The sequence below is a fragment of the Stenotrophomonas sp. S4 genome (genome assembly GCF_054187805.2).
Window position 1 is genome coordinate 751,807 of the sequence record NZ_CM196188.1, and the last position, 26,736, is coordinate 778,542.

At 67.6% G+C, this 26,736-nt stretch carries 24 protein-coding genes and 1 riboswitch; of the genes, 11 read left to right on the forward strand and 13 right to left on the reverse strand.

Annotated features, from left to right (window positions below; all coding sequences use genetic code 11):
* Nucleotides 1-62 precede the first annotated feature (62 nt).
* Nucleotides 63-1,016 carry a Nudix family hydrolase gene (locus ACUZUJ_RS03330; RefSeq protein ID WP_458220770.1) on the forward strand — a complete coding sequence of 318 codons (954 nt, stop codon included), beginning with the start codon at nt 63-65 and terminating at the stop codon, nt 1,014-1,016.
* 72 nt (nt 1,017-1,088) lie between these two features.
* On the opposite strand, the gene ACUZUJ_RS03335 is transcribed toward ACUZUJ_RS03330, so the two are convergent.
* Together ACUZUJ_RS03335 and metF are read right to left on the reverse strand one after the other, a co-directional pair.
* Nucleotides 1,089-1,673, reverse strand: coding sequence for a DUF4124 domain-containing protein (locus ACUZUJ_RS03335; RefSeq protein ID WP_049444804.1), 585 nt, complete (start codon nt 1,671-1,673; stop codon nt 1,089-1,091).
* A gap of 40 nt (nt 1,674-1,713) precedes the next feature.
* Nucleotides 1,714-2,541, reverse strand: a complete 828-nt coding sequence (gene metF / locus ACUZUJ_RS03340) for a methylenetetrahydrofolate reductase [NAD(P)H] (RefSeq protein WP_458220771.1) — start codon at nt 2,539-2,541, stop codon at nt 1,714-1,716.
* A gap of 203 nt (nt 2,542-2,744) precedes the next feature.
* On the opposite strand from metF, the gene ACUZUJ_RS03345 reads away from it, so the two are divergent.
* From ACUZUJ_RS03345 to ACUZUJ_RS03365, 5 genes are all read left to right on the forward strand, one after another.
* Complete coding sequence (locus tag ACUZUJ_RS03345; RefSeq protein WP_458220772.1) at nt 2,745-3,671, forward strand: alpha/beta fold hydrolase; 927 nt, start codon at nt 2,745-2,747, stop codon at nt 3,669-3,671.
* Between the two features lie 36 nt (nt 3,672-3,707).
* Complete coding sequence (locus ACUZUJ_RS03350) at nt 3,708-4,757, forward strand: sensor histidine kinase (protein ID WP_049444800.1); 1,050 nt, start codon at nt 3,708-3,710, stop codon at nt 4,755-4,757.
* Complete coding sequence (locus ACUZUJ_RS03355) at nt 4,754-5,485, forward strand: LytR/AlgR family response regulator transcription factor (RefSeq protein ID WP_049444798.1); 732 nt, start codon at nt 4,754-4,756, stop codon at nt 5,483-5,485. Before ACUZUJ_RS03350 ends, ACUZUJ_RS03355 begins: the two co-directional genes overlap by 4 nt.
* A 50-nt stretch (nt 5,486-5,535) precedes the next feature.
* Nucleotides 5,536-6,093: a DUF3228 family protein gene (locus ACUZUJ_RS03360; protein WP_049425078.1), complete on the forward strand. Its 558-nt coding sequence runs from the start codon at nt 5,536-5,538 to the stop codon at nt 6,091-6,093.
* 76 nt (nt 6,094-6,169) lie between these two features.
* Nucleotides 6,170-6,805: an energy transducer TonB gene (locus tag ACUZUJ_RS03365; protein ID WP_049444795.1), complete on the forward strand. Its 636-nt coding sequence runs from the start codon at nt 6,170-6,172 to the stop codon at nt 6,803-6,805.
* A 138-nt stretch (nt 6,806-6,943) separates the two neighbouring features.
* On the opposite strand, the gene ACUZUJ_RS03370 is transcribed toward ACUZUJ_RS03365, so the two are convergent.
* The 3 genes from ACUZUJ_RS03370 to ahcY all read right to left on the reverse strand — a co-directional run bounded on the left by ACUZUJ_RS03370 (nt 6,944) and on the right by ahcY (nt 9,627).
* Nucleotides 6,944-7,429: a hypothetical protein gene (locus ACUZUJ_RS03370; RefSeq protein ID WP_049444793.1), complete on the reverse strand. Its 486-nt coding sequence runs from the start codon at nt 7,427-7,429 to the stop codon at nt 6,944-6,946.
* Complete coding sequence (gene ybaK / locus ACUZUJ_RS03375; RefSeq protein ID WP_014036002.1) at nt 7,429-7,902, reverse strand: Cys-tRNA(Pro) deacylase; 474 nt, start codon at nt 7,900-7,902, stop codon at nt 7,429-7,431. The genes ACUZUJ_RS03370 and ybaK overlap by 1 nt, the downstream gene beginning before the upstream one ends.
* Nucleotides 7,903-8,181: 279 nt before the next feature.
* On the reverse strand, nt 8,182-9,627 hold the full coding sequence (ahcY, locus tag ACUZUJ_RS03380) for an adenosylhomocysteinase (RefSeq protein ID WP_004154241.1): 1,446 nt from the start codon (nt 9,625-9,627) through the stop codon (nt 8,182-8,184).
* A 36-nt stretch (nt 9,628-9,663) separates the two neighbouring features.
* Nucleotides 9,664-9,747, reverse strand: a riboswitch (S-adenosyl-L-homocysteine riboswitch).
* 120 nt (nt 9,748-9,867) lie between these two features.
* Between ahcY and ACUZUJ_RS03385 the strand changes: the two genes are divergently transcribed.
* The gene (locus tag ACUZUJ_RS03385; RefSeq protein WP_458220773.1) at nt 9,868-12,384 is read left to right on the forward strand and encodes a S9 family peptidase; all 2,517 of its coding nucleotides are present in this window, start codon (nt 9,868-9,870) and stop codon (nt 12,382-12,384) included.
* A gap of 172 nt (nt 12,385-12,556) precedes the next feature.
* A complete protein-coding gene (gene ppc, locus ACUZUJ_RS03390) occupies nt 12,557-15,268 on the forward strand; it encodes a phosphoenolpyruvate carboxylase (protein WP_458220774.1) in 2,712 nt (903 codons plus the stop codon).
* Nucleotides 15,269-15,335: 67 nt separating this feature from the next.
* On the opposite strand, the gene ACUZUJ_RS03395 is transcribed toward ppc, so the two are convergent.
* Together ACUZUJ_RS03395 and metK are read right to left on the reverse strand one after the other, a co-directional pair.
* Nucleotides 15,336-15,842 carry an acyl-CoA thioesterase gene (locus ACUZUJ_RS03395; RefSeq protein ID WP_014036006.1) on the reverse strand — a complete coding sequence of 169 codons (507 nt, stop codon included), beginning with the start codon at nt 15,840-15,842 and terminating at the stop codon, nt 15,336-15,338.
* Between the two features lie 139 nt (nt 15,843-15,981).
* Nucleotides 15,982-17,193, reverse strand: a complete 1,212-nt coding sequence (gene metK, locus ACUZUJ_RS03400; protein ID WP_010481882.1) for a methionine adenosyltransferase — start codon at nt 17,191-17,193, stop codon at nt 15,982-15,984.
* A 337-nt stretch (nt 17,194-17,530) separates the two neighbouring features.
* On the opposite strand from metK, the gene olsF reads away from it, so the two are divergent.
* The 3 genes from olsF (at nt 17,531) to ACUZUJ_RS03415 (ending at nt 21,258) form a co-directional block, all read left to right on the forward strand.
* Nucleotides 17,531-19,246, forward strand: a complete 1,716-nt coding sequence (gene olsF, locus ACUZUJ_RS03405; protein ID WP_049444388.1) for a bifunctional ornithine lipid synthase OlsF — start codon at nt 17,531-17,533, stop codon at nt 19,244-19,246.
* Nucleotides 19,243-20,043 (forward strand): UDP-2,3-diacylglucosamine diphosphatase, encoded by an 801-nt coding sequence (locus ACUZUJ_RS03410; RefSeq protein WP_014036008.1) that lies wholly within the window; start codon nt 19,243-19,245, stop codon nt 20,041-20,043. Before olsF ends, ACUZUJ_RS03410 begins: the two co-directional genes overlap by 4 nt.
* A 156-nt stretch (nt 20,044-20,199) precedes the next feature.
* Nucleotides 20,200-21,258, forward strand: coding sequence for a metal-dependent hydrolase (locus tag ACUZUJ_RS03415; protein WP_458220775.1), 1,059 nt, complete (start codon nt 20,200-20,202; stop codon nt 21,256-21,258).
* A gap of 270 nt (nt 21,259-21,528) precedes the next feature.
* On the opposite strand, the gene ACUZUJ_RS03420 is transcribed toward ACUZUJ_RS03415, so the two are convergent.
* The 6 genes from ACUZUJ_RS03420 to ACUZUJ_RS03445 form a co-directional block, all read right to left on the reverse strand.
* A complete protein-coding gene (locus ACUZUJ_RS03420; protein WP_101764920.1) occupies nt 21,529-22,389 on the reverse strand; it encodes an IS3 family transposase in 861 nt (286 codons plus the stop codon).
* Entirely contained in the window at nt 22,386-22,679 is a 294-nt protein-coding gene (locus tag ACUZUJ_RS03425) for a transposase (protein WP_087921478.1), read from the reverse strand. The genes ACUZUJ_RS03420 and ACUZUJ_RS03425 overlap by 4 nt, the downstream gene beginning before the upstream one ends.
* A 402-nt stretch (nt 22,680-23,081) precedes the next feature.
* Nucleotides 23,082-23,909, reverse strand: coding sequence for a class I SAM-dependent methyltransferase (locus tag ACUZUJ_RS03430; RefSeq protein WP_005408109.1), 828 nt, complete (start codon nt 23,907-23,909; stop codon nt 23,082-23,084).
* Nucleotides 23,910-24,026: 117 nt separating this feature from the next.
* Complete coding sequence (dusB, locus tag ACUZUJ_RS03435; protein ID WP_458220776.1) at nt 24,027-25,022, reverse strand: tRNA dihydrouridine synthase DusB; 996 nt, start codon at nt 25,020-25,022, stop codon at nt 24,027-24,029.
* A 147-nt stretch (nt 25,023-25,169) separates the two neighbouring features.
* Nucleotides 25,170-25,601, reverse strand: a complete 432-nt coding sequence (locus tag ACUZUJ_RS03440) for a hypothetical protein (RefSeq protein ID WP_049444394.1) — start codon at nt 25,599-25,601, stop codon at nt 25,170-25,172.
* Nucleotides 25,602-25,750: 149 nt separating this feature from the next.
* Nucleotides 25,751-26,716 (reverse strand): ribokinase, encoded by a 966-nt coding sequence (locus ACUZUJ_RS03445; protein ID WP_014036012.1) that lies wholly within the window; start codon nt 26,714-26,716, stop codon nt 25,751-25,753.
* Nucleotides 26,717-26,736: the final 20 nt, after the last annotated feature.

Sequence of the window (26,736 nt, forward strand, 5' to 3'; positions counted from 1 at the left end):
CGGGGCTGATCCGGCCGGATCCGAGATTGCGTGGCCCGCCCTGTTCTGGGCATGCTTCCCCCATGCCTTCCCCCACCCGATCGATCCACGTCGTGGCCGCCGTCATCACCGACGCCCGTGGCCGCGTGCTGCTCAACCGCCGTACCGAGAACCGCGACATGGCCGGCCTGTGGGAGTTCCCCGGCGGCAAGCGCGAATCCGGCGAGACCTCCGAACAGGCGCGGGTGCGTGAACTGCGCGAAGAGCTGGGCATCGAGGCCGATGTCGGGCCCTGGCTGATGGACGTGCCGCAGCGTTATCCAGACAAGCACCTGACCCTGGAAGTGCGCCACGTGCGCAGCTGGAAGGGCACACCGCGCGGGCGCGAAGGCCAGGCGATTACCTGGGTGGCGCAGGACAAGCTGGGCCGCTATTCGATGCCGCCGGCCGACCTGCCGGTGGTGGCCGCACTGCGCCAACCGGACCGCTACCTGATCACGCCGGCGCCGGCCGACGATGCCGGCAGCGTGCAGCACTGGCATGACCGGCTGCAGCAGGCAGTGGCGGCCGGCCAGCAGCGCATCCAGCTGCGCCTGCCGCCGGAACATCCGCAGCGGCAGGCCATGATCGAACAGGCCGTGCGCGCGCATCGCCGCGGCGTGCAGTGGCTGCTGAACCGTGATATCGCGTTGGCACGCGCACTGGGCGTGGGCGTGCACCTGGGCAGCGAGCAATTGCTGGCCCTGCAGGAACGGCCCTTGCCGGAAGGGCAGCTGGTCGCCGCGTCCTGCCACGATCTGGAGCAGCTGCAGGCAGCGCAGCGGCTGGGCTGCGACTTCGCGGTGCTCGGCCCGGTGCAGGCCACGGCCAGCCATCCCGAAGCGGCGCCGCTGGGCTGGGAGGCCTTCGCCGCACTGCGCGCGCAGGTGTCGCTGCCGATCTACGCGTTGGGCGGCATGGCCGCTGGCCACATCGCCGAAGCGCGCCGGCATGGCGGGCAGGGCATCGCTGCGATTCGCGGGTTGTGGCCAGGGTAACGCCGCGCACGCGGGGTCAGATCCCTGCGCAGCAGGGCTCTGACCCCATGGCCGAGATCCGACCCCTCCCGATCACAACGTGATCCAGAAACACCCGTATTGCCGGCGCAACCCCAGCACGGTCGAAGCGCGCGACACGCTGCCGGGCAAGGTCTGCTCCAGGCGCAGGCCGACCGGATGCCGTGCCGCTGGCGGCTCAGGGTCGGATCCCTGCGCCGCAGGGCTCTGACCCTCCTCCTGCGAGGACGCCAGCCCCTGTGACGGATACACCGGCACCACGTCCACCAGCGGCCGTCGTGCCAGCGATTCGAGTTGACCGAGGATGCGCTGCGCGCCCGCATCGGAGACCGCACCCCACAGGTACAGCGAGGACAGCCGGTTCACATCGTGGCTGACGATACCGGTGCGCAGTGCCTCCACCAGCTCGCTCAGGCGCCGTGGGCAGCGCGCACCCAGGGTGTCGCGCGGTAGGGTGCTGCCTGTGGGCGCGGGCGGTGGTAGTCGCGATTGGGCGCCAACGCTGTCGCAGGGACGGTCGGTATACACGCTCTGTCCCTGCGCGTCGGTGCAGCGGTTCAAGCGTGGGGACTGCGCATGGACCACGCTCGATGCCGAACACAACGACAGCAGCAACAGCAGGAAGGAAAACCGTTTCATCGACGCAGGGTAGCGCCGATCGCGGTGGCATGGCGTGCTTTCAGCCGTGCAGCAGCTTCAACACCGACGTGGTCGGCTTGGCCAGGTTCAATGTGTAGAAGTGCAGGCCCGGCGCGCCGCCCTCGATCAGGCGCTGGCACAGTTTGGCCACCACTTCGGTACCGAACGCCCGCACCGATTCGGCATCATCGCCATAGGCCTGCATCTTGCGGCTGATCCAGCGCGGGATTTCCGCACCGCACTGCTCGGAGAAGCGGCGCAGCTGGCTGAAGTTGGCGATCGGCATGATGCCGGGCGTGATCGGTACCTGCACGCCGAGCCGGCGCACGGCATCGACGAAGTGGAAGTACGCATCGGGGTTGTAGAAATACTGGGTGATCGCCGCGTCGGCGCCGGCGTCGATCTTGGCCTTGAAGTGCTTCAGGTCGGCCAGTGCGTCGGAAGCCTGCGGGTGCGTTTCGGGGTACGCGCCCACTTCGATATGGAACGCATCGCCGTGCTCGTCGCGGATGAAGTCGATCAGTTCGGCGGCATAGCGCATGTCACCGGGGAAGCCCATGCCCGACGGCAGATCGCCGCGCAGCGCGACCAGGCGGCGGCAGCCGATGGCGCGGTACAGCTTGAGCAGTTCGCGGATTTCCTGGCGGGTGCCGCCGACACAGGACAGGTGCGGTGCAGCCTCGAAGCCATGGTGCTGGTTGAGGTGGCGCACGGTCTCGGAGGTATAGCTCAGGGTCGAGCCACCGGCGCCGAAGGTACAGGACACGTATTCGGGGCCGTAGTCCTTCAGCCTGGCCGCGGCGCGGTCCAGCTGGCTGCGCTGTTCGTCGGTCTTGGGCGGATAGAACTCGAAGCTGATGGCAGTCATGGCACGGGCGGCGGCGGCGGGTGCGGATCAGTATATCGCTTCATCAAGATGGATGTGCGATTGAGGCGTGAGGGCAGGTCATCCGTGGTGCGCGACCGTTCGCCCTGCTGACCGGCCGCTGCTCCGGAATCGCAACCCGGATGCCGCGGCCGGCGGCACGCTGATCCCATCCCGGCACCACCCACCTGATGAAGGAGCAGACGATGAAGATCTTCCTGGCACTCTGGTACGCGATGAAGGCCCTGGCCCGGCTGGCGATGATCGGCATGGCGATGGCCGTGCTCGGCTCCGGTTCCGCGCATGCCGCCACCGGCTCGACCGCTGGCAGGGTGCAGGTCGAGGTGGTCGGCAAGGGCCGCCCGCTGCTGATGATCCCCGGCCTCAACAGCAGCGCCGAGGTCTGGCGCGAGACCTGCCTGGCCCTGAAGGATGTGCAGTGCCACCTCGTGCAGCTGCCGGGCTTTGCCGGCGCGGCAGCGGCCGATCCGCGCCCGGTCGACTTCCTGCCGGCGATGCGTGGGCAGCTGCTGGCTTACCTGCATGACCGGCACCTGGGCCCGGTGGTGGTGGTCGGCCACAGCCTCGGTGGCCTGCTGGGCCTGCAGATGGCGCAGGCCGAGCCGAAGGCGGTCAGCGCGCTGGTGGTGGTCGACGCCCTGCCATTCCTGCCGGCTGCGCGTGACCCCAAGGCCACCACTGACAGCGTGCGGCCGGTGGCCGACCAGCTGCGCAAGGGCATGCTGGCCGCCGACGCCGCGCAATGGCAGGCGCAGTTGAAGGCGGGCCTGCCGGGCATGACCCGCGATCCGCAGCGCCAGGCCGAACTGGGCCGCTGGGGCGAAGGCAGCGACCGCCAGACCACGGCCGATGCCATGCATGCGGTGATGACCACCGACCTGCGCGACAGCATCGCTTCGATCACCGCGCCGACGCTGGTGCTCGGCAGCTGGGCCGGCTACCAGCCGATGGGTGGCACCGAGGACGGCACCCGGGCGGTGTTCCAGGCCCAGTACGCGAAACTGCAGGGCGTGCAGATCGCGATGAGCGCGCAGGGTTTCCACTTCCTGATGTGGGATGATCCGCGCTGGTTGCAGGAACAGGTGCAGCGTTTCCTCGACGCGCATCCCTGACCCTTGTCCGCCCTCCTGCCACCACCGAGAGCCCGCATGGACGCCACCACGCCTTCCCGCCGTTTCTGGACGCTCAATGCACTGGCATGGGCCGGTTATGCGATGTACGGGCTGTGGGTCGGCATGCGGATCGGCGGCGGCGTGGTGTTCAGCGGCATCGTGCTGATCACCGTCAGCGTGGCGGTCTCACTCTGGCTGTGCAGCGGCGCGTTGCGTTCGGTTGCACTGCGCCAGCGCTGGTGGGAGGGAAGCCTGGGCAGCCTGGTGCTGAAACTGGCCGCCGGCGTGGTGGTCGGGGCCAGCGTCGCGCAGGCGGTAACGGCGGCGCTGCTGCTGCCGGCACTGGCGCTGGGCTGGGTGCAGCTGCCTGGTGGCCATGCCGATTACCAGTGGTCTTCGGTGCTGGTGTACTGGATGAACACCGCGCTGTTCCTGCTGATGTGGACCGGGTTGTGGGCGGGCCTGCACGGCCTGCGGCGGGCGCGCCACAGTGAGCTGGCCCGCCTGCGCGCCGAGGCCGAACGCAGCGCGCTGGAGCGCGATGCGTTGCGTGCGCGGCTCAACCCGCACTTCATGTTCAATGCGCTGAACAACCTGCGTGCGCTGATCCTGGAAGACCCGGAACGGGCCCGTGACATGGTCACCCGCTTGTCGCGCACGCTGCGCCAGGCGCTGGCCCACAACCGCAGCGAACAGGTGACGCTGGCCGAGGAGCTGGCGGTGGTCGACGATTACCTGGCCATCGAGGCGGTCCATTTCGAACAGCGCCTGCAGGTGCGGCGGCAGATCGATGCCGATGCCACGCAGGCACAACTGCCGGCGATGGCGTTGCAGTTGCTGGTGGAGAACGCGATCAAGCATGGCATCGCCAGTCGCCCCGGCGGCGGCGAGGTGCAGATCCGCGCCACGCTGGACAATGACGTGCTGCGGTTGCAGGTGGACAATCCACTTTCAACCGGCAGCGAACCCACCCATGGTCATGGCGTCGGCCTGGCCTACCTGCGTGCACAGCTGGGCACGCGTGGCCGATTCGTGCTGCAACCGGTCGGTGACCGCATGCAGGCCCTGCTGGAGATTCCGCAATGAGTGGCATGCTGCGCGTGTTGATCGTTGATGACGCACGGCTGGCGCGGCAGGAGCTGCGCACGCTGTTGTCGGCGCTGCCATGGGTGCAGTGCGTGGGCGAGGCCGACGATGTGCCCGCCGCACGCGAGGCGATCACCACGCTGGCACCGGACCTGGTGCTGCTGGATGTGCAGATGCCCTCCGGCAGCGGCTTCGATGTGCTGGATGGACTGGAGACGGTGCCGGCGGTGGTGTTCGTTACCGCTTATGACACCTATGCGGTACGCGCATTCCAGGCCAACGCGCTGGACTATCTGGTGAAGCCGGTGGAGGCACCGCGCCTGCTGGAAGCGCTGGAGCGGGCGCGTGAGCGCGACGTGGTGGCGAGCGGCGCGCCGGAACTGCGAAGCACGCTGGGTGCGCAGGATCAGGTGTTCGTGCGCGAGGGTGAACGCTGCTGGTTCGTGGCGGTCTCCGAGATCCGTCGGCTGGTGGTGGATGGCAACTACACGCGGCTGTGGTTCCGCGACCAGAACGCCCTGTTGACCCGCAGCCTGAGCGCGCTGGAAGCACGCCTGCCGCAGGATCTTTTCTTCCGCGCCAACCGCAACACGCTGGTCAACCTGCGCCGTATCCGTGGGGTGTCGCCCAGCGTCGGCGACGGCTACGACCTGGCGCTGGATGATGGCAGCGAGGTGGAGGTGTCGCGGCGGCAGGCGCGTGAACTGCGCGAGCGGATGGCGTTGTAGGCGCTGCCAGCGGTTACCCTGTGCAGCGGATTCCCAGATCACGCCGCGCCATGTCCATCGTCCTCACCGATTTCGCCCGTCCCCGCCTGTTCCCGCGCGTGCCGCGCGGCAACACCATCCAGGACTGCACTGCCGAGCAGTTCGAGGCACACCTCAATGCGCACGCGCCGCTGAAGGTGCTCGACGGCTACGCGCCGTTCTGCAAGCTGTTCGTCTACGAGAACTGGACCAGCACGCGCTGCCTGACGGTGCCGGTCACCGAGGCCAACCGCCACCAGCTGCGCAGCGGCTACGAAGCGCGCAACCGCGAGGAACTGCCGGTACTGGTGCGCTGGTTCGAGGGCGTGGAATCGCCGCGTGCGAACTACCTGGTGGTGATCCTGTACAGTGCCGGGCAGCTGGCGAAGGAAGGTTCACCGATCGAGGCCGACTGGGGCATCGTCGGCTGCATCTACACCGCCGAACCGGAAGAGGTACCGATGGCGCCGATCACCATGATGCGCAATGCGCTGGGCGTGGAGGAGGGCGGTTCCGGCGTGCCACTGGATCGGGAGGCCTACCAGCGCTCGGTGGCGTTCTGGGAGAACAACGCCAACTGGCGACCCTGAACCTGGAGGGGACGTATCGGCCGATCATGCCTGGCTGCTCTATGATCGGGCCAGGCAAACCCATGGAGGGCAAGGCATGGCTATCTGGGCAAGGATGGTCCTGGTGTTGCTGGCGGGCACGTTGCCCGCCACCCCTGTACTGGCAGCGAAGCCATCTGTCGACATTGCATGCTCGTCGTTGGCAGCCGTTCCCGCGCTGCGCGATGCGGAGGTGACCGCATTGTCGATGCAGCCCGAGGGCGGTCGTTGCGTGGTGGAGGTGGAGGCGGCCAACGGCAAGGCGTTGCTTCGGCAGCAGCGGATGCTGGAGGTGCTCACGCAACACGCCTGCGCGGCGCCGGCGGAGGTGAGCGTGGACGACACGCGGCTTTCCCTGCAGTTGCGCCTGCCGAAGCACTGCGCGGCGCGCGGCAGCCGCGATCTGTTCGCGGGTGAGGGTGTTGCGTGGAAGCCGGCACGCGGCGTGTCGCCGCACTATCCGCCGGCGGCCGTGCAGCAGGGACTTTCCGGGCGCAGCCTGCTGAAGGCACTGATTGATGCGCAGGGGACGGTTGCCGCCGTGATCGTGGAGACATCCAGCGGCCATGCGCTGCTGGATGAAGCGGCGGTGGACGAGCTGCGTGGCTGGCCTTTCGTCCGTGCCGAAGCAGAGAGCACAGTGCCGGAGTTGACCATCGTGCGGGTGCCGATGCGGTACGCGCTGGTGGAGTGACCGCCATCCACGCGTGGCGTGGATCTACGTGTGGCAATGCGGTTGATGAAGGTGCGGTTCCGCGTGGTCATGCCATCCACGCGTGGCGTGGATCTACCGGGCCGCAGTAGAGCCACGCCATGCGTGGCTGCAGTCCCGTCAGGCGGCTATCCATTCCCACCACGGGTAGTGGTACTCGCGGTCGATGGCCCGCCAATGCTGGCCGCACTGTTCGCACGTAACGATGTGGCAATCCCCCCAGCCGTCTTCGGCTTCTTCCACCGAGCGCAGCTGCATCTGGCCCTGTTCAACCAGACGACGCGGATCGAAGAACGGGTAGCCGGGATTGAGCGCGCACAGGCACCCCTCGCGCGCGTGCCAGTAATGCAGCCGACGCAGGGCCGCCTTCAGATGCGCCTGGTTGCTGATCAGCATGCCGCCGAGCGCGACGCCCTGGCAGCGCTGTTCAATCAATTCCGCGTATGCGGCCAATGCATCCAGCGAGGGCGCGCTGAACAGCCGTGCGACCGTGCGTGCGGCGTCGGTGATGCGCGTGCCGTCGCGCGACAACAGGTCCTGCAGCAGCACGTCGGCCTGTGCATCGTCGAGCCGGGGTATCGGCGCTGCAGACCACGGCCAGCGCATCAGCGTGACTTGCCGATGGCAGCGTAGTGGCCGGCGGTGAGGCGCAGCAGATCGGCCGGTGCCAATTCCACTTCCAGGCCGCGGCGCCCGGCGCTGACATGCAGCGTGGGCAGCGCTTCGGCACTGGCGTCCAGGAAGGTGCGCAGGCGCTTCTTCTGCCCCAGCGGGCTGATGCCACCGACCAGATACCCGGTCGCGCGCTGTGCGGCATCAGCAGCGGCCATCTCGCACTTCTTGCAGCCGGCGGCTTCGGCCAGCGCCTTCAGGTCGAGCTGACCGGCGACCGGCACGATTGCCACCAGCAGTTCATGTGCTTCAGTGCTGGCCAGCAGGGTCTTGAACACCTGGGCGGGGTCGAGGCCGAGCTTGTCGACGGCTTCGCCGCCATAGGATTCGGCGTGGGCGTCGTGCACGTAGCTGCGCACGGTGTGGGCGATCTTCTCGCGCTTGAGCAGGTTGATGGCCGGGGTCATGGGTGCATCCTAGCGCGGGGCAGGGGTGTTGCCTTGACCGAGGCTATTGCGGGTGGAGCATCCACGCATGGCGTGGATCTACCGGGGGTTGGCCGGGGATATCCACGCATGGCGTGGATCTACTGGGGCCGGACGATCAGTAGATCCACGCCATGCGTGGATACGTGGTGTACGGCCACACGCGAACGCAGAACGGGCGCCCGAAGGCGCCCGTTCTTTCTACTTACGTTGCTGGGGTCAGAGCCCTTTCCTGCGGAAAGGGATCCGACCCCGGCACGATCAGTAGCGGTAGTGGTCCGGCTTGAACGGGCCTTCCACCGGCACGCCGATGTAGTCGGCCTGTTCCTGGCTCAGGGTGGTCAGCTTCACGCCGATCTTTTCCAGGTGCAGGCGGGCCACTTCTTCGTCCAGCTTCTTCGGCAGCAGGTAGACCTTCTTCTCGTAGCTGTCCTTGTTCGCCCACAGGTCGATCTGTGCCAGGGTCTGGTTGGCGAAGCTGTTGGACATCACGAAGCTCGGGTGGCCGGTGGCGCAGCCCAGGTTCACCAGGCGGCCTTCGGCCAGCAGGAAGATCGCGTTGCCGTTCGGGAAGATGTACTTGTCCACCTGCGGCTTGATGTTGACGTGCTTGATGCCGGCGAACGACACCAGCGCGTCGACCTGGATCTCGTTGTCGAAGTGGCCGATGTTGCAGACGATGGCCTGGTCCTTCATCGCGCTCAGGTGCTCGATGCGGATGATGTCCTTGTTGCCGGTGGTGGTGACGTACAGGTCGGCACGGCCCAGGGTCGATTCGATGGTGTTGACTTCATAGCCTTCCATCGCCGCCTGCAGGGCGCAGATCGGGTCGATCTCGGTGACGATGACGCGCGCGCCGTAGGCACGCAGCGAAGCGGCGCAGCCCTTGCCGACGTCGCCGTAGCCGCAGACCACGGCCACCTTGCCGGCCAGCATCACGTCCATCGCGCGCTTCAGGCCGTCGGCCAGCGACTCGCGGCAGCCGTACAGGTTGTCGAACTTGCTCTTGGTGACCGAGTCGTTGACGTTGATCGCCGGGATCAGCAGGGTGCCGGCCTGGGCCAGCTGGTACAGGCGGTGCACGCCGGTGGTGGTCTCTTCCGAGACGCCCTTCCAGTCCTTGACCACGCGGCCCCAGTAACCCGGGCGCTCCTTGGCGACGCGCTTGAGCAGGTTCTTGATGACCTGTTCTTCGTGCGAGGACGAGGCGGTGTTGACCCAGTCGCTGCCGTTTTCCAGCTCGTAGCCCTTGTGGATCAGCAGGGTCACGTCACCGCCGTCGTCGACCACCAGCTCCGGGCCGGTCAGGGTGCCGTCGGCCAGGGTGAAGGTCAGCGCGTCCAGGGTGCAGTCCCAGTACTCTTCCAGGGTTTCGCCCTTCCAGGCGAACACCGGGGTGCCGGTGGCGGCGATGGCGGCAGCCGCGTGGTCCTGGGTCGAGAAGATGTTGCACGAGGCCCAGCGCACGTCAGCGCCGATGTCCTTCAGGGTCTCGATCAGCACCGCGGTCTGGATGGTCATGTGCAGCGAGCCGGTCACGCGCACGCCCTTCAGCGGCAGCTCGGCCTGGTACTTGCGGCGGATCGACATCAGGCCCGGCATTTCGTGCTCGGCGATGTCCAGTTCCTTGCGGCCCCAGTCGGCCAGCGTGATATCGCGGATCTTGTAATCACCTTCGGTGGAGAAGGTCTTGGCAACAGCATTCATTCGTGTGCTCCGGTTGTGGGCGAGCGGGTGCTCGCATCTAGCCGGGCGCCGTTGTTACAAAGCCACCTCACCGAGCCTGGCCGGGCCTCATCGGATCCGGTCGCAGCGCCCCTCGGCAGGGGAGAACCCCCATTATATCGCGGCCCCGGCATGACATCCGGATGACCCAACCATCGGCAGATGGGCGGGCGTGCACGGCCTGTTAAGGTCGGTGTTTTCACGCATCACACAGGTGGAACGATGAGCATGCACGCGCGCCGTACGCGGCGCTGGACCGGCCTGGTCCTGTCGATGGGACTGCTGGCCGTGGCCCCGCTGGCCTGGGCGGTGGCCCCGCAGCCTGCGGCGACGCAAGCCCAGGGCGTCAACGGCTACGAACTGCCGTCGGCGGCGCTGCAGGCGGTGGTCGATGCACCGCGCGCGCCGTCGCTGTACCTGTCGCCACGCCGCGACGTGGCCGCGTTGATGCAGATGCCGTCGCTGCCGTCGATCCAGGTGGTGGCGCAGCCGGAACTGAAGCTGGCCGGCCTGCGCATCAACCCGCGCACGTTCTCCGACAGCCGCTTCAGCTTCGGCGAGAAGCTGTGGCTGATGAACGTGGCTGATGGCAAGGAACGGCCGATCGGCGGCCTGCCGGCCAAGCTGTCGATCGCCAGTGTGATGTGGTCGCCGGACCAGAAGTGGCTGGCCTTCAACCAGGTCGACGCCGCCAGCGGCGCCAACGAACTGTGGCTGGTGGACGTGGCCGGCGGCAGTGCCCGCCGCCTCGTTGCCGGCCTGAACACGGTGATCGGCAGCGGCTACCAGTGGCTGCCGGACAGCCGCGGGCTGGTGGTGTTCACCCGCCCGGCCAACCTCGGTGCGGCCCCGGCCGCCGACGGCATCCCGACCGGCCCCGCCGTACAGCAGACCCGCCAGGGCGATGGCGTGGTGTCGATCCGTACCTACCAGGACCTGCTGAAGAACGAAGCCGACGCGCGCCAGTTCGACTACTACGCCACCACCCAGCCGGTGGAAGTCAGCCTGGATGGCACCACCCGGGCGATCGGCGCGGCCGGCATCTTCATGGGCTTCTCGGTGTCGCCGGATGGCCGCTTCGTGCTGCGCCAACCGGTGCAGCGTCCGTATTCCTACGTGGTGCCGGTGAGCAGCTTCCCGCGCCGCATCGAAGTGATCGACCTTGCCAGCGGCAAGCTGGTGCATACCGTGGCCGTACGTCCGCTGGTGGAAGGCCTGCCGACCGGCAACGATGCCGAAGTGACCGGCGTGCGTGACATCGGCTGGCGTGGTGATGCCGAAGCGACCCTGGTCTGGGCCGAAGCGCAGGATGGAGGCGACCCGAATAAGGACGCCAAGGTGCGCGATGCGGTGCTGATGCAGGCCGCGCCGTTCGACACGCCGCCGGTGACGCTGGCCCAGCTTGGCAGCCGCCTGGCCGGCATCAGCTGGGGCCGCGGTGACCTGGCCCTGCTGACCGAATCGTGGTGGAAGACCCGCAAGACCAAGACCTGGCTGATCGCCCCGGACAATGCCAGCGCCGAACCGCGCCTGCTGTGGGACCGCGATGCGCAAGACCGCTATGCCGATCCGGGCCGGCCGCTGCTGGCCAGTGATGAGCGGGGCCGTTCGCTGCTGCAGACCAGCCCCGATGGCAGCAGCCTGTACCTGGCCGGTGCCGGCGCTTCGCCGGAAGGCGACCGTCCGTTCGTGGACCGCTTCGACATCGCCACGGGCAAGGCAACGCGCCTGTTCCACTCGCAGGCGCCGAGCTATTCGCTGCCGGTGGCATTGCTGGACAACCAGGGCAGTTCGCTGCTGCTGAGCCGCGAGAGCCCGGACGAGCCGGCCAACTTCTACGTGCAGTCGCTGGCCGATGCCGGTGCTGCGCCGCGTGCGCTGACCCACTTCGCGCATCCGCTGCCGCAGCTGAAGGGCGTGCAGAAGGAGCAGATCCGCTACAAGCGCAAGGACGGCGTCGACCTGACCGCAACCCTGCTGCTGCCGCCGGGCTACGACCCGAAGCGCGACGGCCCGCGCCCCCTGCTGATGTGGGCCTATCCGGGTGAGTTCAAGAGCGCGGCCGCGGCCAGCCAGGTGACCGATTCGCCGTACCGCTTCAATGCGGTCAGCTACTGGGGCCCGCAGGCGTTCCTGGCCAAGGGGTATGTGGTGCTGGCCAGCCCGTCGATGCCGATCATCGGCGAGGGTGACAAGGAGCCGAACGACACCTACATCGAACAGCTGGTGGCCAACGCGCAGGCCGCCGTGGATGAAGTGGTGCGCCGTGGCGTGACCGACCGCGATCACATCGCCATTGGTGGCCATTCCTACGGTGCGTTCATGACCGCCAACCTGCTGGCGCATACGCGCCTATTCAAGGCGGGCATCGCGCGCAGCGGCGCCTACAACCGCACGCTCACCCCGTTCGGCTTCCAGGCCGAGGAGCGCAACTACTGGCAGGCGCAGGACGTCTACCAGAAGATGGCGCCGTTCAACTACGCCGACAGGATCAAGGATCCGATCCTGTTCATCCACGGCGTGGACGACAACAACTCCGGCACGTTCCCGATCCAGAGCGAGCGCATGTTCGCGGCGGTGAAGGGCCTGGGCGGCACCGCGCGTCTGGTGATGCTGCCGAATGAGTCGCATGCCTACCGCGCACGCGAATCGATCATGACCATGCTGGCCGAAAGCGAGCGCTGGCTGGAGCAGACCATCGGCCCGGCTGGGCAGGGCAAGGCGAAGAAGAAGCGCTGACCGGACCCGGTAGTGCCGGCCGCTGGCCGGCAACCTCATGGAGCCACACAACCTGAGGTTGCCGGCCAGCGGCCGGCACTACCAGATGAAACCATTTTTGCATCGCAGCACGACGCCCGTTCTGGTTTAGGCTTGGGGTCTGGATCCGTTGACCGAGGCCTGTGCGTCGCCGATGAACGAGTACCGCAGCAGCATCGAGTTTGCTTCCCCCGATCTTCCGCTTCGCGATGACGTGCGCCGGCTCGGCGCACTGGTCGGTGACCTGCTGGTCGAGCAGGTATCGGCAGCCTTCCTCGACGATGTCGAAGACGTGCGCACCCGCGCCATCGCCCGCCGCGAGAACCAGGCGCCGCTGTCGGAGCTGGCAGAAGGGCTGGCCGGGCGCTCGCCGCAGCAGGCCGAGACCATGGTGCGGGCCTTCAGCACCTACTTCCAGGTGGTCAACATCGCCGAGCGCGTGCATCGCATCCGCCGCCGCCGTGACTACCAGCGTGCCGGTACCGCGGGGGCGCAGCCCGACGGCCTGCAGGATGCGCTGCAGCACCTGAAGGCGCAGGGCGTGGGCCTGGACGAGCTGGCGCAGTGGCTGCCCCGCATCGATATCGAACCGGTGTTCACCGCGCACCCGACCGAAGCCGTGCGCCGCGCGCTGCTGGAGAAAGAGCAGCTGATGGTGGCCAGCCTGGTCGACAACCTCGACGGCCGGCGCACGCCGGGGGAAGCGGCCGCCGATGCCGCGCGCTTCCGCATGGCGCTGACCGCTTCGTGGCAGACCACCGATTCCTCGCCGGTGCGGCCCACCGTGGATGACGAGCGCGAGCACGTCGGTTTCTATCTGGTGCAGGTGCTGTACCGGGTGATCCCGGTGCTGTACGAATCGCTGCAGCAGGCGCTGCGCGATACCTACGGCGAGGAACTGCCGCTGCCACGCCTGCTGCGATTCGGCACCTGGGTGGGCGGTGACATGGACGGCAATCCGAACGTGGATGCCCACACCATCCGCAATACGCTGGATGCGCAGCGGCAGGCGGTACTCGGGCGCTACCAGAAGGAACTGCTGCAGCTGGCCAGCCTGCTCAGCCAGTCCACCGAGCGGGTGGGCGTGAGCGAGGCGCTGCAGGCGCGCGTGGCGCACTACCAGCAGCTGCTGCCGCAGGTGCAGTCGCGTCCGCGCCACGCCGACATGCCCTACCGCCTGCTCAACGACCGCATGCGCGCACGCCTGCAGGCCACGTTGGATGACGGCGAAGGCGCCTACGCCGGTCCTGACGAACTGATAGACGACCTGCAGCTGATCCTCGACAGCCTGCGCGCGAACCGCGGCGAACATGCCGGTGGCTTCGCTGTGCAGCGCCTGCTGTGGCGAGTGAAGACCTTCGGCTTCCACCTGGCGCGGTTGGACGTGCGCCAGGAATCGAGCGTGCACGCGCGCGCGCTGACCACCGTGCTGGGCGGCGACGCAGCGTGGGACGGTCTGGATGCATTGGGTCGCGCGCGGCTGCTGGCGCCGCATGCCAGTGGTGACGCGCCGTTGCCGAAAGGCGAGGACGAGGGCAACCGGCGACTGGACGCTGTGTTCGCGGCGTTGGCCGATGCGCGTGCGCGCCATGGCGGCGATGCGCTGGGCAGCTACATCATTTCGATGGCGCATGACCGCAGCGATGTGCTGGCGGTACTGGCGCTGGCACGCCGTGGCGGCCTGGTGGAAGAGGGCGGTTCGGTGCCGCTGGATATTGCGCCATTGTTCGAAACCGTGGACGACCTCAAGCGCGGCACCGCGACCCTGCGCGGCCTGCTGGCCGACCCGGTGTACCGCGCACACCTGCACGCACGTGATGACGTGCAGATGGTGATGCTGGGCTATTCGGACAGCAGCAAGGACGGCGGCATCGCCGCTTCGCGGTGGGGCCTGCAGCGTGCGCAGGTGGAACTGCTGGAGGTGGCGGCCGAGGCCGGCATCCGCCTGACCTTCTTCCATGGCCGTGGTGGTTCGATCAGCCGCGGTGGCGGCAAGACCACGCACGCGGTGGATGCCTCGCCGCGCGGCAGCATCGATGGCCGCCTGCGGGTGACCGAGCAGGGCGAGGTGATCCATCGCAAGTACGGCATCCGTGCACTGGCGCTGCGCTCGCTGGAACAGGCCACCGGTGCGGTGCTGCGCGCCAGCCTGCGGCCGCGCGCCGCCGAACCCCGCGAAGATGAGTGGCGCCCGGTGATGGACGCGGTGGCGTCTGCCAGCAGCGAGGTGTATCGCGCGTTCGTTGGCCAGGCCGGCTTCATGGACTACTTCCGCACCGCCACGCCGATCGACGTGATCGAGCGGATGACGCTGGGCTCGCGGCCATCGCGCCGGCTCGGCCAGGACGCTGCACTGGGCAACCTGCGTGCGATTCCGTGGGTGTTCGCCTGGAGCCAGGCACGCGCCGTGATTCCCGGCTGGTATGGCGTGGGCAGTGGCCTGCAAGCTGCGGTTGATGCCGGCCACGAACAGACCCTGCGCGACATGGCGCGAGACTGGCCGTTTTTCCGTACGTTCCTGGACGACATCGCGATGGTGTTGTCCAAGGGCGATATCACCATTGCCGAGCAGTTCTCGCTGTTGTCGGGCGACCTGCACGAGCGTTTCTTCCCGCAGGTGCAACGCGAACTGGAACTGACCCGGCACTGGCTGCTGGCGCTGATGGACCAAAAGACGCTGCTCGACCACGATGCGCGGCTGGCGCTGTCGATCCGCCTGCGCAATCCCTACGTCGATCCGATCAGCGTGCTGCAGGTGGACCTGTTGCAGCGATGGCGGACCAGCGGGCGCGAGGATGACGAGTTGCTGCGCGCGCTGGTGGCCTGCGTGAACGGTGTTTCGCAGGGCGTGCAGAACACGGGTTGATCCGCATCCGCCGGGCATGGCCCGGCGCTATCTGCCTCGGTGGGTGCGGGGCTTGCCCCGCACGCCCTCATTCTTCCGGCGACGGCGGGTTCGACGCCAGCAGTTCCAGATGGCGCTGCTCCATTTCCTGGCGCAGCTGGCGGCGGATCAGTGCGGCTGCCTGGCGGCGCTTCTCGTCCGACGTGACCGGCTGCAGGGGCGGCACCGGCGTTGGCCGGCCTTCCTCATCCACGGCCACCATGGTGAAGAAGCAGCTGTTGGCGTGGCGCACGCTGCGCTTGAGGATGTCCTCGGCCACCACCTTGATGCCGATCTCCATCGACGAGGTGCCGGTATGGTTCACCGAGGCGAGGAAGGTGACCAGCTCGCCCACCGCGATCGGCTGGCGGAACATCACCTGGTCCACCGACAGGGTGACCACGTAGCTGCCGGCGTAACGGCTGGCGCAGGCGTAGGCGACCTGGTCGAGCAGGCGCAGGATGGCGCCGCCGTGGACCTTGCCGGAGAAATTGGCCATCTCCGGCGACATCAGCACGGTCATGGACAGCTGGTGGGTTTTCAGTTCGGTCGACATGCGGCGATTGTATCGGCAACCGGTAGTGCCGGCCGCTGGCCGGCAACCACGCGATTGTTTCTGGAGGCCATGAAAAAGCCGGCCAGCGGCCGGCTCTACCAGAAAAGAGAAGGGCCGCTTGCGCGGCCCTTCGTGTTTCTTACTTCAGCTTCGCATCGGCGCGCAGGGCGGCGGCGCGGTCGGTCTTCTCCCAGGAGAAGGCCGTGGCGTTGACGGTCTCGCCTTCGCCGTTGAGGTAGCTGAACTCCTTCGGCTTGCGGCCGAAGTGGCCATAGGCCGCAGTCTGCTGGTACATCGGGTGCACCAGGTCCAGCATCTTGATGATGCCGTACGGGCGCAGGTCGAAGTGCTTGCGGATCAGCTTCTCGATCTTGTCGTCGCTGATCTTGCCGGTGCCGAAGGTGGTGACCGAGATCGAGGTCGGCTCAGCCACGCCGATGGCGTAGGAGACCTGCACTTCGCAACGGTCGGCCAGGCCGGCGGCAACCACGTTCTTGGCGACGTAGCGGGCCGCGTAGGCTGCCGAACGGTCGACCTTGGACGGGTCCTTGCCGGAGAAGGCGCCACCACCGTGACGGGCCCAGCCGCCGTAGGTGTCGACGATGATCTTGCGGCCGGTCAGGCCGCAGTCGCCCACCGGGCCGCCGATCTCGAACTTGCCGGTCGGGTTGATGTGGAACTTGGTGCCCTTGTGCAGCCACTTGGCCGGCAGCACCGGCTTGATGATCTCTTCGCGGACGGCCTCGATGAGGTCCTTCTGCTTGATGCCCGGGGCGTGCTGGGTCGACAGGACCACGGCGTCGATGGCCGAGACCACGCCGTTTTCATAGCGCAGGGTGACCTGGCTCTTGGCGTCCGGACGCAGCCACGACAGCGGCGAGTTCTTCTTCTTGCGGATCTTGGCCTGCTGCTCGACCAGGCGGTGCGACAGGTGGATCGCGGCCGGCATGTAGCTGTCGGTCTCGTTGGTGGCATAGCCGAACATCAGGCCCTGGTCGCCAGCGCCCATTTCTTCCGGCTTCTTGCGATCCACGCCCTGGGCGATGTGCGGCGACTGCTTGCCGATCAGGTTCAACACGCCGCAGGTGGCGCCGTCGAAGCCGACGTCGGAGCTGTCGTAGCCGATGTCCGTGATGACCTTGCGGGTCAGCGCTTCCAGGTCGATCCAGGCGCTGGTGGTGATTTCACCGGCCACAATGGCAACACCGGTCTTGACCATGGTCTCGCAGGCCACGCGGGCGCGCTGGTCCTGGGTCAGGATCGCGTCCAGCACCGCATCGGAGATCTGGTCGGCAACCTTGTCCGGATGGCCTTCGGAGACCGACTCGGAGGTGAAGAGATAGCTGGACATCAGGCGTAATATCCCTTGATTCGGATGGAAAGATGGGCGCGAATGATACACGGGGTGCGCCGCCTGTGCATTGTGAACCTGTACCGGTTGCCGGTGGTTAAGCCCGCGTAGGCCCGGCAGGGGCCGTCCGGCCGGGATTGGGGCCCAGCCTCGAGGCCCAGTGTTCCACCAGCGTGACAACGCACCGGGCTGCTACCGGCCCCGACTGCGCGGGCCGGTAGCAGCCCGGCAGCGGCTGTTCGGCCGTCATCGTTCTGCCCCAAAACCGCCATCTGGCTGCCGCCTGGCGGGCGCAGGCTGTCGGCCAATCCGGCCGCCGGGCATGAGTGGATCTGCCATGCAGGAACTTGAACAGCGTCTCCAGCAACGCTTCCCCGATTGGTTCCATGGCCGTCGTGGCCAACTGGCGCGGCCGCTGCTGCGCAGCGTCGGTCGCTGGTCGCGGCTGGACCAGATCGAAGCCTTCCTGCAGCGCAGCTCAGGCCTGCGTGGCTTCGGTTTCGTCGCCGCCGGCCTGGAGTTCATCGACGGCCAGTACCAGGTGGACCCGGCCGCGCTGGCGAAGATCCCGGCCACCGGCCGCCTGCTGATCGTCGCCAACCACCCCTCCGGTGCCCTGGACGCGCTGGCCTTGCTGGACGCGGTCGGCCGCATCCGCCGCGACGTACGCATCGTGGCCAACGACCTGCTGGGGGCGATCGCGCCACTGCAGGACCTGCTGCTGCCGGTGCGCATCCTCGGTGGCAAGGCCCAGCGCGGCAGCCTGCATGCCGTCGAGGAGGCGTTGGCCGCCGAGCAGTGCGTGATCGTGTTCCCGGCCGGCGAGGTCTCGCGGCTGTCGCTGCGCGGCATCCGCGACGGCCGCTGGCAGCGCGGTTTCGTCCGCTTTGCCCGCGCGGCCGGTGCACCGGTGCTGCCGGTGCGGGTGGAGGCGCGCAACTCGGCACTGTTCTACGGCGCCTCGACCCTGTTCAAGCCGGCGGGCACCGCGCTGCTGGCGCGCGAGATGTTCACCCGTCGTGGCCGTCCGCTGCGGCTGAGCATCGGCGAGCCGATGCAGCTGGGCAAGGGCGGTGATCCGGGCGCCCAACTGCTGGCGGTACGCCGCGCGCTCTATGCGCTGGGCCGTAATGGGGCGGCGGGCGATGCCGCTGCTGTTGCGGGCCCCGAGCCGCTGGCGTCCCCGGTGCCACCTTCGCAGGTCGCCGCCGGCATCGCTGCCGCCACCCAGCTGGGCCAGACCGCCGACGGCAAGCAGATCCTGCTGGCGACCTGTACCGCCGATTCACCGCTGCTGCTGGAACTGGGCCGCCTGCGCGAGCTGACCTTCCGGCAGGTGGGCGAGGGCACCGGGCGCAGCCGTGACCTGGACGATTACGATCCGCAGTACGAGCACATCGTGATCTGGGACGCCGCCGCGCAGCGCATCGCCGGTGCCTACCGCATCATGCGCGGTGCGCAGGCCCTGGCCCGGCACGGCCTGTCCGGGCTCTACAGCGCGTCGCTGTTCCGCTATTCCGACGATGCCATCACCCACATTGCCGAAGGCCTGGAACTGGGTCGCAGCTTCGTGGTACCCGACTACTGGGGCAGCCGCAGCCTGGACTACCTGTGGCAGGGCATTGGTGCCTACCTGCAGTGCCGGCCGGGCATCCGCTACCTGTTCGGCGCAGTGTCGATCAGCGCGGCGCTGCCGCGTGATGCACGCGAGCAGCTGGTGGCGTACTACCAGCGCTACTTCAGCGGTACCGCGGGACTGGCCGAATCGAACCGCCCCTTCCAGTATTTCGCCGCACCGCCAAGTTTCGGCGAGCTGGATGCAGGTGCCGCGTTCGATGTGCTCAAGGCCAACCTGGCTGCACTGGGTACCGGCGTGCCGACGCTGTACCGCCAGTACACCGATCTGTGCGAACCCGGCGGCGCGCGTTTCCTCGCCTTCGGCGTCGACCCTGACTTCAGTGATTCGATCGACGGCCTGATCGAAGTGGACCTGTGCGCGATACGGCCAAACAAGCGCAAACGCTACCTGCGCGACGCGGGGACGCCGGCATGAGCACGCTGGCGAACCTGTCGCCACACCGGCGCGCAGTGTTCGTCTCCGACGTGCACCTGGGCTCACGTCATTGCCATGCCACCGAGCTGGCGCGGTTCCTCTCGCAGCTGCGCTGCGAACGGTTGTACCTGGTCGGCGACATCATCGACCTGTGGTGGATGGCGCATCGCCGCGCCAACTGGCGGCAGTCGCACAGCGAAGTCATCCAGGCCCTGCACGCGCTGCGCCGTGCAGGGACCGAGATCATCTACATTCCCGGCAACCACGACGCATCGTTGCGCCACGTATGTGGGCTGATGCTGCCTGCCATGCAGGTGCGCCGCCGCGCCATCCACGTGACCGCCGATGGCCGTCGGCTGCTGGTCGCGCACGGCGACGACTACGACGGCGTGACCCACTTCGGCGGCCTGCAGGAAAAGTTCGGCGACTGGCTGTACTACCGCATCCTGACCGGCAACCAGGCGCTGAACGCCGTGCGGCGCCGGCTGGGCATGCGCTACTGGTCGCTGTCGGAGTTCCTGAAGAAGCGCAGCGGCGCCGCCGAACGCTACATCGAGCGTTTCGTGCAGGCCGGGCTGGATGACGTGCGTCGGCGCGGCCTGGACGGCATCGTCTGCGGCCACATCCACCGCGCGGCGCTGGTCGAACGCGATGGTCTGGTCTACGCCAACGATGGCGACTGGGTGGAGAGCCTGACCGCACTGGCCGAAGACCATGATGGTGCGCTGCGCCTGCTTGATCACAACGGCCAGACCCTGGTGGAACTACCGGGCGCGCGGATCAAGCAAGCGGCCTGACCTACTCTTGTAGCGTCGAGCCATGCTCGACTGCTCTTCTCAGACTGCCCCCCGTACCGCAGTCGAGCATGGCTCGACGCTACAAAAAACGCGAGCGGCGCTCTTCAGCAGGTGTGCCATCGAGACGGCGTGCCCGCAAGCCGCTAGCATCGGCCAATGGATTCCCTGACCCAGATCGTGCTCGGTGGCGCCGTCGCCGCTGCCATCGCCCCGCCCGGCCATCGCCGTGCGGCCCTGCTGGCCGGTGCCGCGCTTGGCACCCTGCCGGACCTCGACGCCCTGTGGCTCGGCTTCACCGCCGCCGACCCGGTGGCGAACATGATCGAGCACCGCAGTTTCAGTCACTCGCTGCTGGTACTGCCGTGGGTGGCGACATTGATCTGGTGGTTGTTCAAGCGCTTCGGCAATGGCCGCGTCGCGCAGTCACCGGTGCGCTGGTTCTGGGCGATCCAGTTGGCACTGGTCACCCATCCCGTGCTGGATGCGTTCACTGTGTATGGCACGCAGTTGTGGTGGCCGCTGCGCCCACACCCGACCATGGGTTCCAGTGTCTTCATCATCGACCCGGGTTACACGGTGTGGCTGTTGCTGGGCTGCGTGCTGGCCTGGTTCGGTCGCGCCCGGCCCTGGGCGGGTAAGGTGCTGGGCATGGCCCTGCTGCTCAGCAGTGGCTATCTGGGTTGGGGGCTGATCGCCAAGGCGCAGGTCGACCGTGCCGCGCAGCAGGGCCTGGCCGCGATGGGCCTGGGTGATGCGCCGCGCTTCTCGGTGCCGATGCCGTTCAACACCCTGCTGTGGCGGGTGGTGGCGATGACGCCCAGCGGCTACGTGGTGGGCGACCGCTCGCTGGTGGCCGACCACGGGCCGATGCGGTTCGAAGGCCATGCGTCCAACGTGCAGGCCTTGCGCGAAGCGACGGCCATCCCGGCGGTGCAGCAGCTGCAGTGGTTCAACCGCGGCTTCATGCGTGCGCAGGTGGTTGACGGCCGGTTGGTGCTGAGTGACCTGCGCATGGGCCTGGAACCGGACTACACCTTCAATTTCGTCGTGGCCGAACAGGCTGATGGGCAGTGGCGGGCGATCACGCCCGAGCAGGTGCGGGTGGATTACAGCAGTCCTGCCGCCCGCGCTGACGCCGGTCGCCGGTTGGCCGCGATGTGGCAGCGGATCTGGCAGGAGCCGGCAGCCTCCGCGACGGGTGCCGCGCACCCGTAGATCCACGCCATGCGTGGATGGCGTAGGCATCGGCGAAGGCAGCCACGCATGGCGTGGCTCTACTGCCTCCAACGGTAGCGCAGTGTCGCACCCGTAGATCCACGCCATGCGTGGATGGCGTGGGCATCGGCGAAGGCAGCCACGCATGGCGTGGCTCTACTGCCTCCAACGGTAGCGCAGTGTCGCACCCGTAGATCCACGCCATGCGTGGATGGCGTAGGCATCGGCGAAGTGATCTGGCCCCCTGAAAACGGACGCCATGAAGCCGTTTCAGGCGGCAGCCCGGAGCTGCCGGGCGTAGTTGTTAGGCGAGTGGTAGCCCAGCGCCGAGTGTAGCCGGGCTGGATTGTAGAAGCCGTGGATGTAAGCAGCGATGGACTGGCTGGCTTGTTCCTTACTGGCGTAAGGCTCGGCAGCCTCTTCTGTCTTGAGCGTCGCAAAGAAGCTCTCGACCACGGCGTTGTCCCAGCAATTGCCAGGCCGGCTCATGCTTTGGACCACGTCATGGGACTGCAGCAGCTGGCGAAACTCGTTCCCCCAGTACTGCCCGCCACGATCGGAATGGAAGATCAGGCCAGGTCGTTGTGGATGCAGAGCCCAGGCATTGGCGAATGCTTTCACTACCAGTTCTTCAGTCAGGCGCCTGGAAACGCTGTAGCCCAGCACCTGCCGGGTCTGGACGCTGATGACCACGGCCAGATGCAGCCATCCCTGGCGGGTGGGGACATACGTGATATCTCCGACCCACGCCGTCGGTCCGGTTCCGGGGGCAAATTGCCGATCCAGCAGGTTGGGGGCGAGCTGAGATGAGCCGCCGGAGGATTTGGGCCGGAATCGGCCTTTGGTCTTGCCCTGGATTCGCTCCTCGGCCATTAACCGTGCCACGCGCTTGTGGCCAACTGGATGATTCCTGGCTCGTAAGGCCCTGACCAGCCGACGCCGCCCATAACTGCGTTTGCTGGCCACATGGATGGCCCGAAGCTCGGTACGGAGGGCCGAATCGACATCGCACGTTTGGGCACACTGGCGGCGCAGGTAGTCATGGAATCCAGAGACAGAAACCCCAAAAAGCCGACACAGCAACCTGGTCGGGTAGCGAGTCCTTTGACTGGCGACGAAGGCGTACCTCACTTGGACTCTCTGGCAAAGAACGCCGCCGCTTTTTTTAGGATTTCCCGCTCCATCTTCAGATTGGCGTTCTCGGCCCGAAGGCGGCTGATCTCGCTTTCCAGGTCAGTGGCCGGCCTGCGGGCCTCAGAGGTCAACGACCGGCCAGCACGGACCGCGTCAATCCAATTTGCCAGCGTCTTGACCGACATCTCCAGCTGACGGGCCGCTGCGGCAGGCCCGAGCGACTCGGCCAACTCCACGGCTTGGTGCTTGAACTCATCGGTGTAGCTACGACGGGTGATACGGGACATAAGGGGACCTCCAAGTGCGATCAAAGTATCGCCTCTTGGCGTCCGCGGACGGGGGGCCAGATCAAAGGCAGCCACGCATGGCGTGGCGCTACTGCCTCCATCGGCAGTGCAGTGTCGCACCCGTAGATCCACGCCATGCGTGGATGGCGTAGGCATCGGCGAAGGCAGCCACGCATGGCGTGGCGCTACTGCCTCCATCGGCAGCGCAGTGTCGCACCCGTAGATCCACGCCATGCGTGGATGGCGTGGGCATCGGCGAAGGCAGCCACGCATGGCGTGGCTCTACTGCCTCCATCGGCAGCGCAGTGTCGCACCCGTAGATCCACGCCATGCAGGGATGGCGGGGACATTGGCGAAAGCAGCCACGAATGGCGTGGCTCTACCGAATCAACACCGTACGGCTCAATACACCGTGGCGCGGCCCTGCACGAACGAATAGAAGAACACCGCGTTCGGGTCGTTCTGCACCAGGCGGAACTCGCGGCGCATGCCTTCCACGGTTTCCTCGTCCACCGAGCCGGCCTGCAGCAGCTGGTCGGCCGCCGACAGCAGCAGCTGCTCCCAGAACGCGATCATCGTCTTGCGACGGGCTGGTTCGCGGTTGTCCAGGTGGATGGTCTTGATCTCGGTATGCACGTCGCGGAAGCCGCCGGCCAGCAGCAGGTTGCCCAGCTTTGCGCCGACGAACGGGTCGCCCCCGTGGTCGTACTGGAAATCGTTGAAGGCCATCCAGTAGCGCCAGATATGCGGCGAATACGGGTCGAGCAGGAACGAGGCATTCATCACCTCGGTGATGTAGACCGGCGAACCCGGTGCCAGCACGCGGCGCACTTCGCTCAGCACCCGGGCAGGGGAGGGGACGTGCTCCAGCACCCAGCACAGGAACGCCGCGTCGAAGCTGCGCGCTTCGAACGGCAGCTCACCGGCGTCGGCCTGCTGCAGGGTGTAGCGGTCGCTGCACCACGGCGTGCGTGCCAGGTTCTCGCGCGCGGTGGCCAGCTGCGTTTCGCTCAGGTCCACGCCGGTGACGTGCAGCTCCGGGAAGCGGCGCAGCAGGATCTCGGTCTGCGCGCCGACGCCGCTGCCGACTTCCAGCAGGCGCCGCGCGCCGCTGTAGTCGATCTGGCCGAAGATGCTCGATTCCAGCAGCCGGGCCTGGGTCATCAGGCGCTGCTGTTCGGTGCCGGAGAATCCGTGCAGGTAGGTTGGGGAGGAGATCGGCGGGGTCATGGGGGCGGGCTCTTGTAGCGTCGAGCGTGCTCGACGGCTCCGGGAAATCAGTCGAGCAAGCTCGACGCTACGGTTTGAGGAATCGAGCAGGCTCGACTCGATGGCGTGGCAGTACGCTCAGGCAGCAGAGGGCAACGCCGGTTCCCAGGCGATCAGGCGGTCGAAGTACTCGGTGGTCAGTGCGATCTGGCTCTGCGGGTCTTCGGCGCGATTGACCACTGCGCGGAAGGCCGCGTTCTCCGGCCGGTCCTTGGCGTACCAGCCCAGGTGCTTGCGCGCGATGCGCACCCCCTGCGGCTCGCCATAGAACGCATGCAGCGCATGCAGGTGGCCAAGCAGGATGTCGCGCACTTCCGCCAGCGACGGCGGCGGCAGTTCCTCGCCGGTGGCCAGGTAGTGCGCCACCTCGCGGAAGATCCACGGCCGGCCCTGCGCGGAGCGACCGATCATCACTGCATCCACGCCGGTTTCCTTCAGGACGTACGCGGCCTTCTGCGGCGAGTCGATGTCACCGTTGGCGATCACCGGGATGCGCAGCGCCGCCTTGATCTCGCCGATGGTGCCGTACTCGGCCTGGCCGGTGTAATGCTGGTCGCGGGTGCGCCCATGCACGGCCAGCGCAGCGATGCCGCTGGCCTCGGCGATGCGGGCGATCACCGGGCCATTGCGGTGGTCGCAATCCCAACCGGTGCGGATCTTCAGCGTGACCGGCACGTCCACCGCGTTGACCACGGCTTCGAGGATGCGCGCCACCAGCTGTTCGTCGCGCATCAGTGCCGAGCCGGCCCAGGCGTTGCACACCTTCTTGGCCGGGCAGCCCATGTTGATGTCGATGATCTGCGCGCCGTGGTCCACGTTGTAGCGCGCGGCCTCCGCCAGCTGCTGCGGCTCGGTGCCGGCGATCTGCACGCTGATCGGTGCCGGTTCGCCCTCATGGTCCATGCGATGGATCGACTTGCGCGTGTTCCAGAAGCGCGGGTCGCTGATGGTCATTTCCGAGGCGGCCAGTCCCGCACCCAGCCGTTTGCACAGCAGGCGGAAGGGCTTGTCGGTGACGCCGGCCATGGGCGCCAGCACGACGTTGGGGGCAATGGTGTACGGGCCGATCTGCATGCGCCCATTGTAGGGCGCGGGCGGCGGTACGGCCGTGTCGGGCACGGTCCGGTTCAGGCCGATCGGCACCGACCTCATGCCGTACCGGCATCAGCAGATGCTTGACGGTTGCTTCCGCCGCCCCCAGGGGCGGGCGATGGTGGGCGGCTACCCCAGGCTCTGCCAGGCCTGGCGGGTCCCCACGGCGAAGGCCAGCCCCAGGCCCAGGCAGACCAGCGAACTGGCCGCCCAGAAGCGTACGCCGTTGTAGCCGGGGCGGAACAGCGCCAGGCCGAAGCCCATTGCCGCGCGCAGCAGCAGCAAGGCAGCGATGGCGGGCAGGACCAGGCGGCTGGCCGGCAGCGGTGAATGCCAACCCGCGGCGGCCAGTGCATACAGGGTCCAGGCCACCAGCACGGCCGTGATGCCGGCGGTCATCAGCGGCGGCCACCAATGCCCGGCCTGTGCCAGCTGGACCATGCGCGGGCCGGCACCGAAGTACCCGTACCAGGGGGCACCAAAAGCGATGCAGCCGATATGCAGCAGGGCCGCGATGGCACTGCCGGCGGCCGCGACCAGCAACCAGGGGAATCCGTCCATGTCCTGCCCGTGCAAGGAAGCTGCGCGGATGGTGGGCGAGGGGCAGGGTATGGGCAATGCGACCGGCAGTCGCAGCCGCTGGGAACTGGCCAAAAGAAAGGCCCGGGTGCCTGCACATCCGGGCCCTCTCATCCACGCATGGCGTGAATCTACTTTGCTTCGGAATCGGCCGGGGTGAAGCGCGGCATTGCCGCAGCGGCGCCTTCCTTCTCGGTCGAACGGCCGGCGAACTGGTTGGCGAAGCGCACGTGGCGGGCGAACGGGGCGTCGGCCACCTGTGCCAGCGATGCGGCCAGCGCACCGTTGAAGGCATCACCGGCACCGGTGGTGTCGATCGCCTGCACCTGTTCGGCACCCACGCGGTAGTACGGCTGGGTATCGCCGCGCAGGTTCTCGTCGGCATGCGACACGAACACGCCCACCGAACCCAGGGTCACCACCACGGTACCGTTGCCGACCAGCTTGCGGCACAGCGCGTGCAGGCTGGCGCCATCCAGCGCGGCGACGTCGTTGGCTTCCACGCGCTCGCCGACATGGCGGCCGAGCAGGGCGGCGAACTCGGTCTCGTTCGGGGTGATCACATCGGCCAGCTTGAGCAGGCCGATGGTCGAGGGTGCGTCGGCCGGTGCGGTGTTGAGCACCGTGGTGACACCGGCTTCGCGGGCCGTGGCCAGCGCCGCTTCGATGGTCGGTACCGGCGATTCCAGCTGCACCAGCACCACCTTGGCGGCCGTCAGCAGGGCCTGCTGCTGTTGCAGGAAGTCGGTGCTCAGCGCGGCATTGGCGCCCGGGCCGATCACGATGGTGTTGCGGCCACGGGCATCGACGTAGATGCCTGCGGTGCCGGTCGGCTCGCTGCTGGCCTCGGCGATCAGCGCGAAGCCATCCTGTGCGGCCAGTTCGCGCGCGGTGGCGCCACCGGCGTCATCGCCCAACGCGCACACGAAGTGGGTGTCGGCGCCGGCGCGGCAGGCGGCCACGGCCTGGTTGAAGCCCTTGCCACCGGGGCCGGTGCTGTAGCGGCCGGCAATGGTCGCACCCGGTGCCGGCAGCGACTCGCACCGCCACACGTGATCGACATTGAAGGAACCGACGACAACGACACTGCTGCTCATAGGGAATCTTTTCTCAACCA

Coding starts and splice junctions, on each gene's coding strand:
- ACUZUJ_RS03330 (WP_458220770.1), top strand. CDS start 63: ATGCCTTCCCCCACCCGATCGATCCACGTCGTGGCCGCCGTCATCACC.
- ACUZUJ_RS03335 (WP_049444804.1), bottom strand. CDS start 1,673: ATGAAACGGTTTTCCTTCCTGCTGTTGCTGCTGTCGTTGTGTTCGGCA.
- metF (WP_458220771.1), bottom strand. CDS start 2,541: ATGACTGCCATCAGCTTCGAGTTCTATCCGCCCAAGACCGACGAACAG.
- ACUZUJ_RS03345 (WP_458220772.1), top strand. CDS start 2,745: ATGAAGATCTTCCTGGCACTCTGGTACGCGATGAAGGCCCTGGCCCGG.
- ACUZUJ_RS03350 (WP_049444800.1), top strand. CDS start 3,708: ATGGACGCCACCACGCCTTCCCGCCGTTTCTGGACGCTCAATGCACTG.
- ACUZUJ_RS03355 (WP_049444798.1), top strand. CDS start 4,754: ATGAGTGGCATGCTGCGCGTGTTGATCGTTGATGACGCACGGCTGGCG.
- ACUZUJ_RS03360 (WP_049425078.1), top strand. CDS start 5,536: ATGTCCATCGTCCTCACCGATTTCGCCCGTCCCCGCCTGTTCCCGCGC.
- ACUZUJ_RS03365 (WP_049444795.1), top strand. CDS start 6,170: ATGGCTATCTGGGCAAGGATGGTCCTGGTGTTGCTGGCGGGCACGTTG.
- ACUZUJ_RS03370 (WP_049444793.1), bottom strand. CDS start 7,429: ATGCGCTGGCCGTGGTCTGCAGCGCCGATACCCCGGCTCGACGATGCA.
- ybaK (WP_014036002.1), bottom strand. CDS start 7,902: ATGACCCCGGCCATCAACCTGCTCAAGCGCGAGAAGATCGCCCACACC.
- ahcY (WP_004154241.1), bottom strand. CDS start 9,627: ATGAATGCTGTTGCCAAGACCTTCTCCACCGAAGGTGATTACAAGATC.
- ACUZUJ_RS03385 (WP_458220773.1), top strand. CDS start 9,868: ATGAGCATGCACGCGCGCCGTACGCGGCGCTGGACCGGCCTGGTCCTG.
- ppc (WP_458220774.1), top strand. CDS start 12,557: ATGAACGAGTACCGCAGCAGCATCGAGTTTGCTTCCCCCGATCTTCCG.
- ACUZUJ_RS03395 (WP_014036006.1), bottom strand. CDS start 15,842: ATGTCGACCGAACTGAAAACCCACCAGCTGTCCATGACCGTGCTGATG.
- metK (WP_010481882.1), bottom strand. CDS start 17,193: ATGTCCAGCTATCTCTTCACCTCCGAGTCGGTCTCCGAAGGCCATCCG.
- olsF (WP_049444388.1), top strand. CDS start 17,531: ATGCAGGAACTTGAACAGCGTCTCCAGCAACGCTTCCCCGATTGGTTC.
- ACUZUJ_RS03410 (WP_014036008.1), top strand. CDS start 19,243: ATGAGCACGCTGGCGAACCTGTCGCCACACCGGCGCGCAGTGTTCGTC.
- ACUZUJ_RS03415 (WP_458220775.1), top strand. CDS start 20,200: ATGGATTCCCTGACCCAGATCGTGCTCGGTGGCGCCGTCGCCGCTGCC.
- ACUZUJ_RS03425 (WP_087921478.1), bottom strand. CDS start 22,679: ATGTCCCGTATCACCCGTCGTAGCTACACCGATGAGTTCAAGCACCAA.
- ACUZUJ_RS03430 (WP_005408109.1), bottom strand. CDS start 23,909: ATGACCCCGCCGATCTCCTCCCCAACCTACCTGCACGGATTCTCCGGC.
- dusB (WP_458220776.1), bottom strand. CDS start 25,022: ATGCAGATCGGCCCGTACACCATTGCCCCCAACGTCGTGCTGGCGCCC.
- ACUZUJ_RS03440 (WP_049444394.1), bottom strand. CDS start 25,601: ATGGACGGATTCCCCTGGTTGCTGGTCGCGGCCGCCGGCAGTGCCATC.
- ACUZUJ_RS03445 (WP_014036012.1), bottom strand. CDS start 26,716: ATGAGCAGCAGTGTCGTTGTCGTCGGTTCCTTCAATGTCGATCACGTG.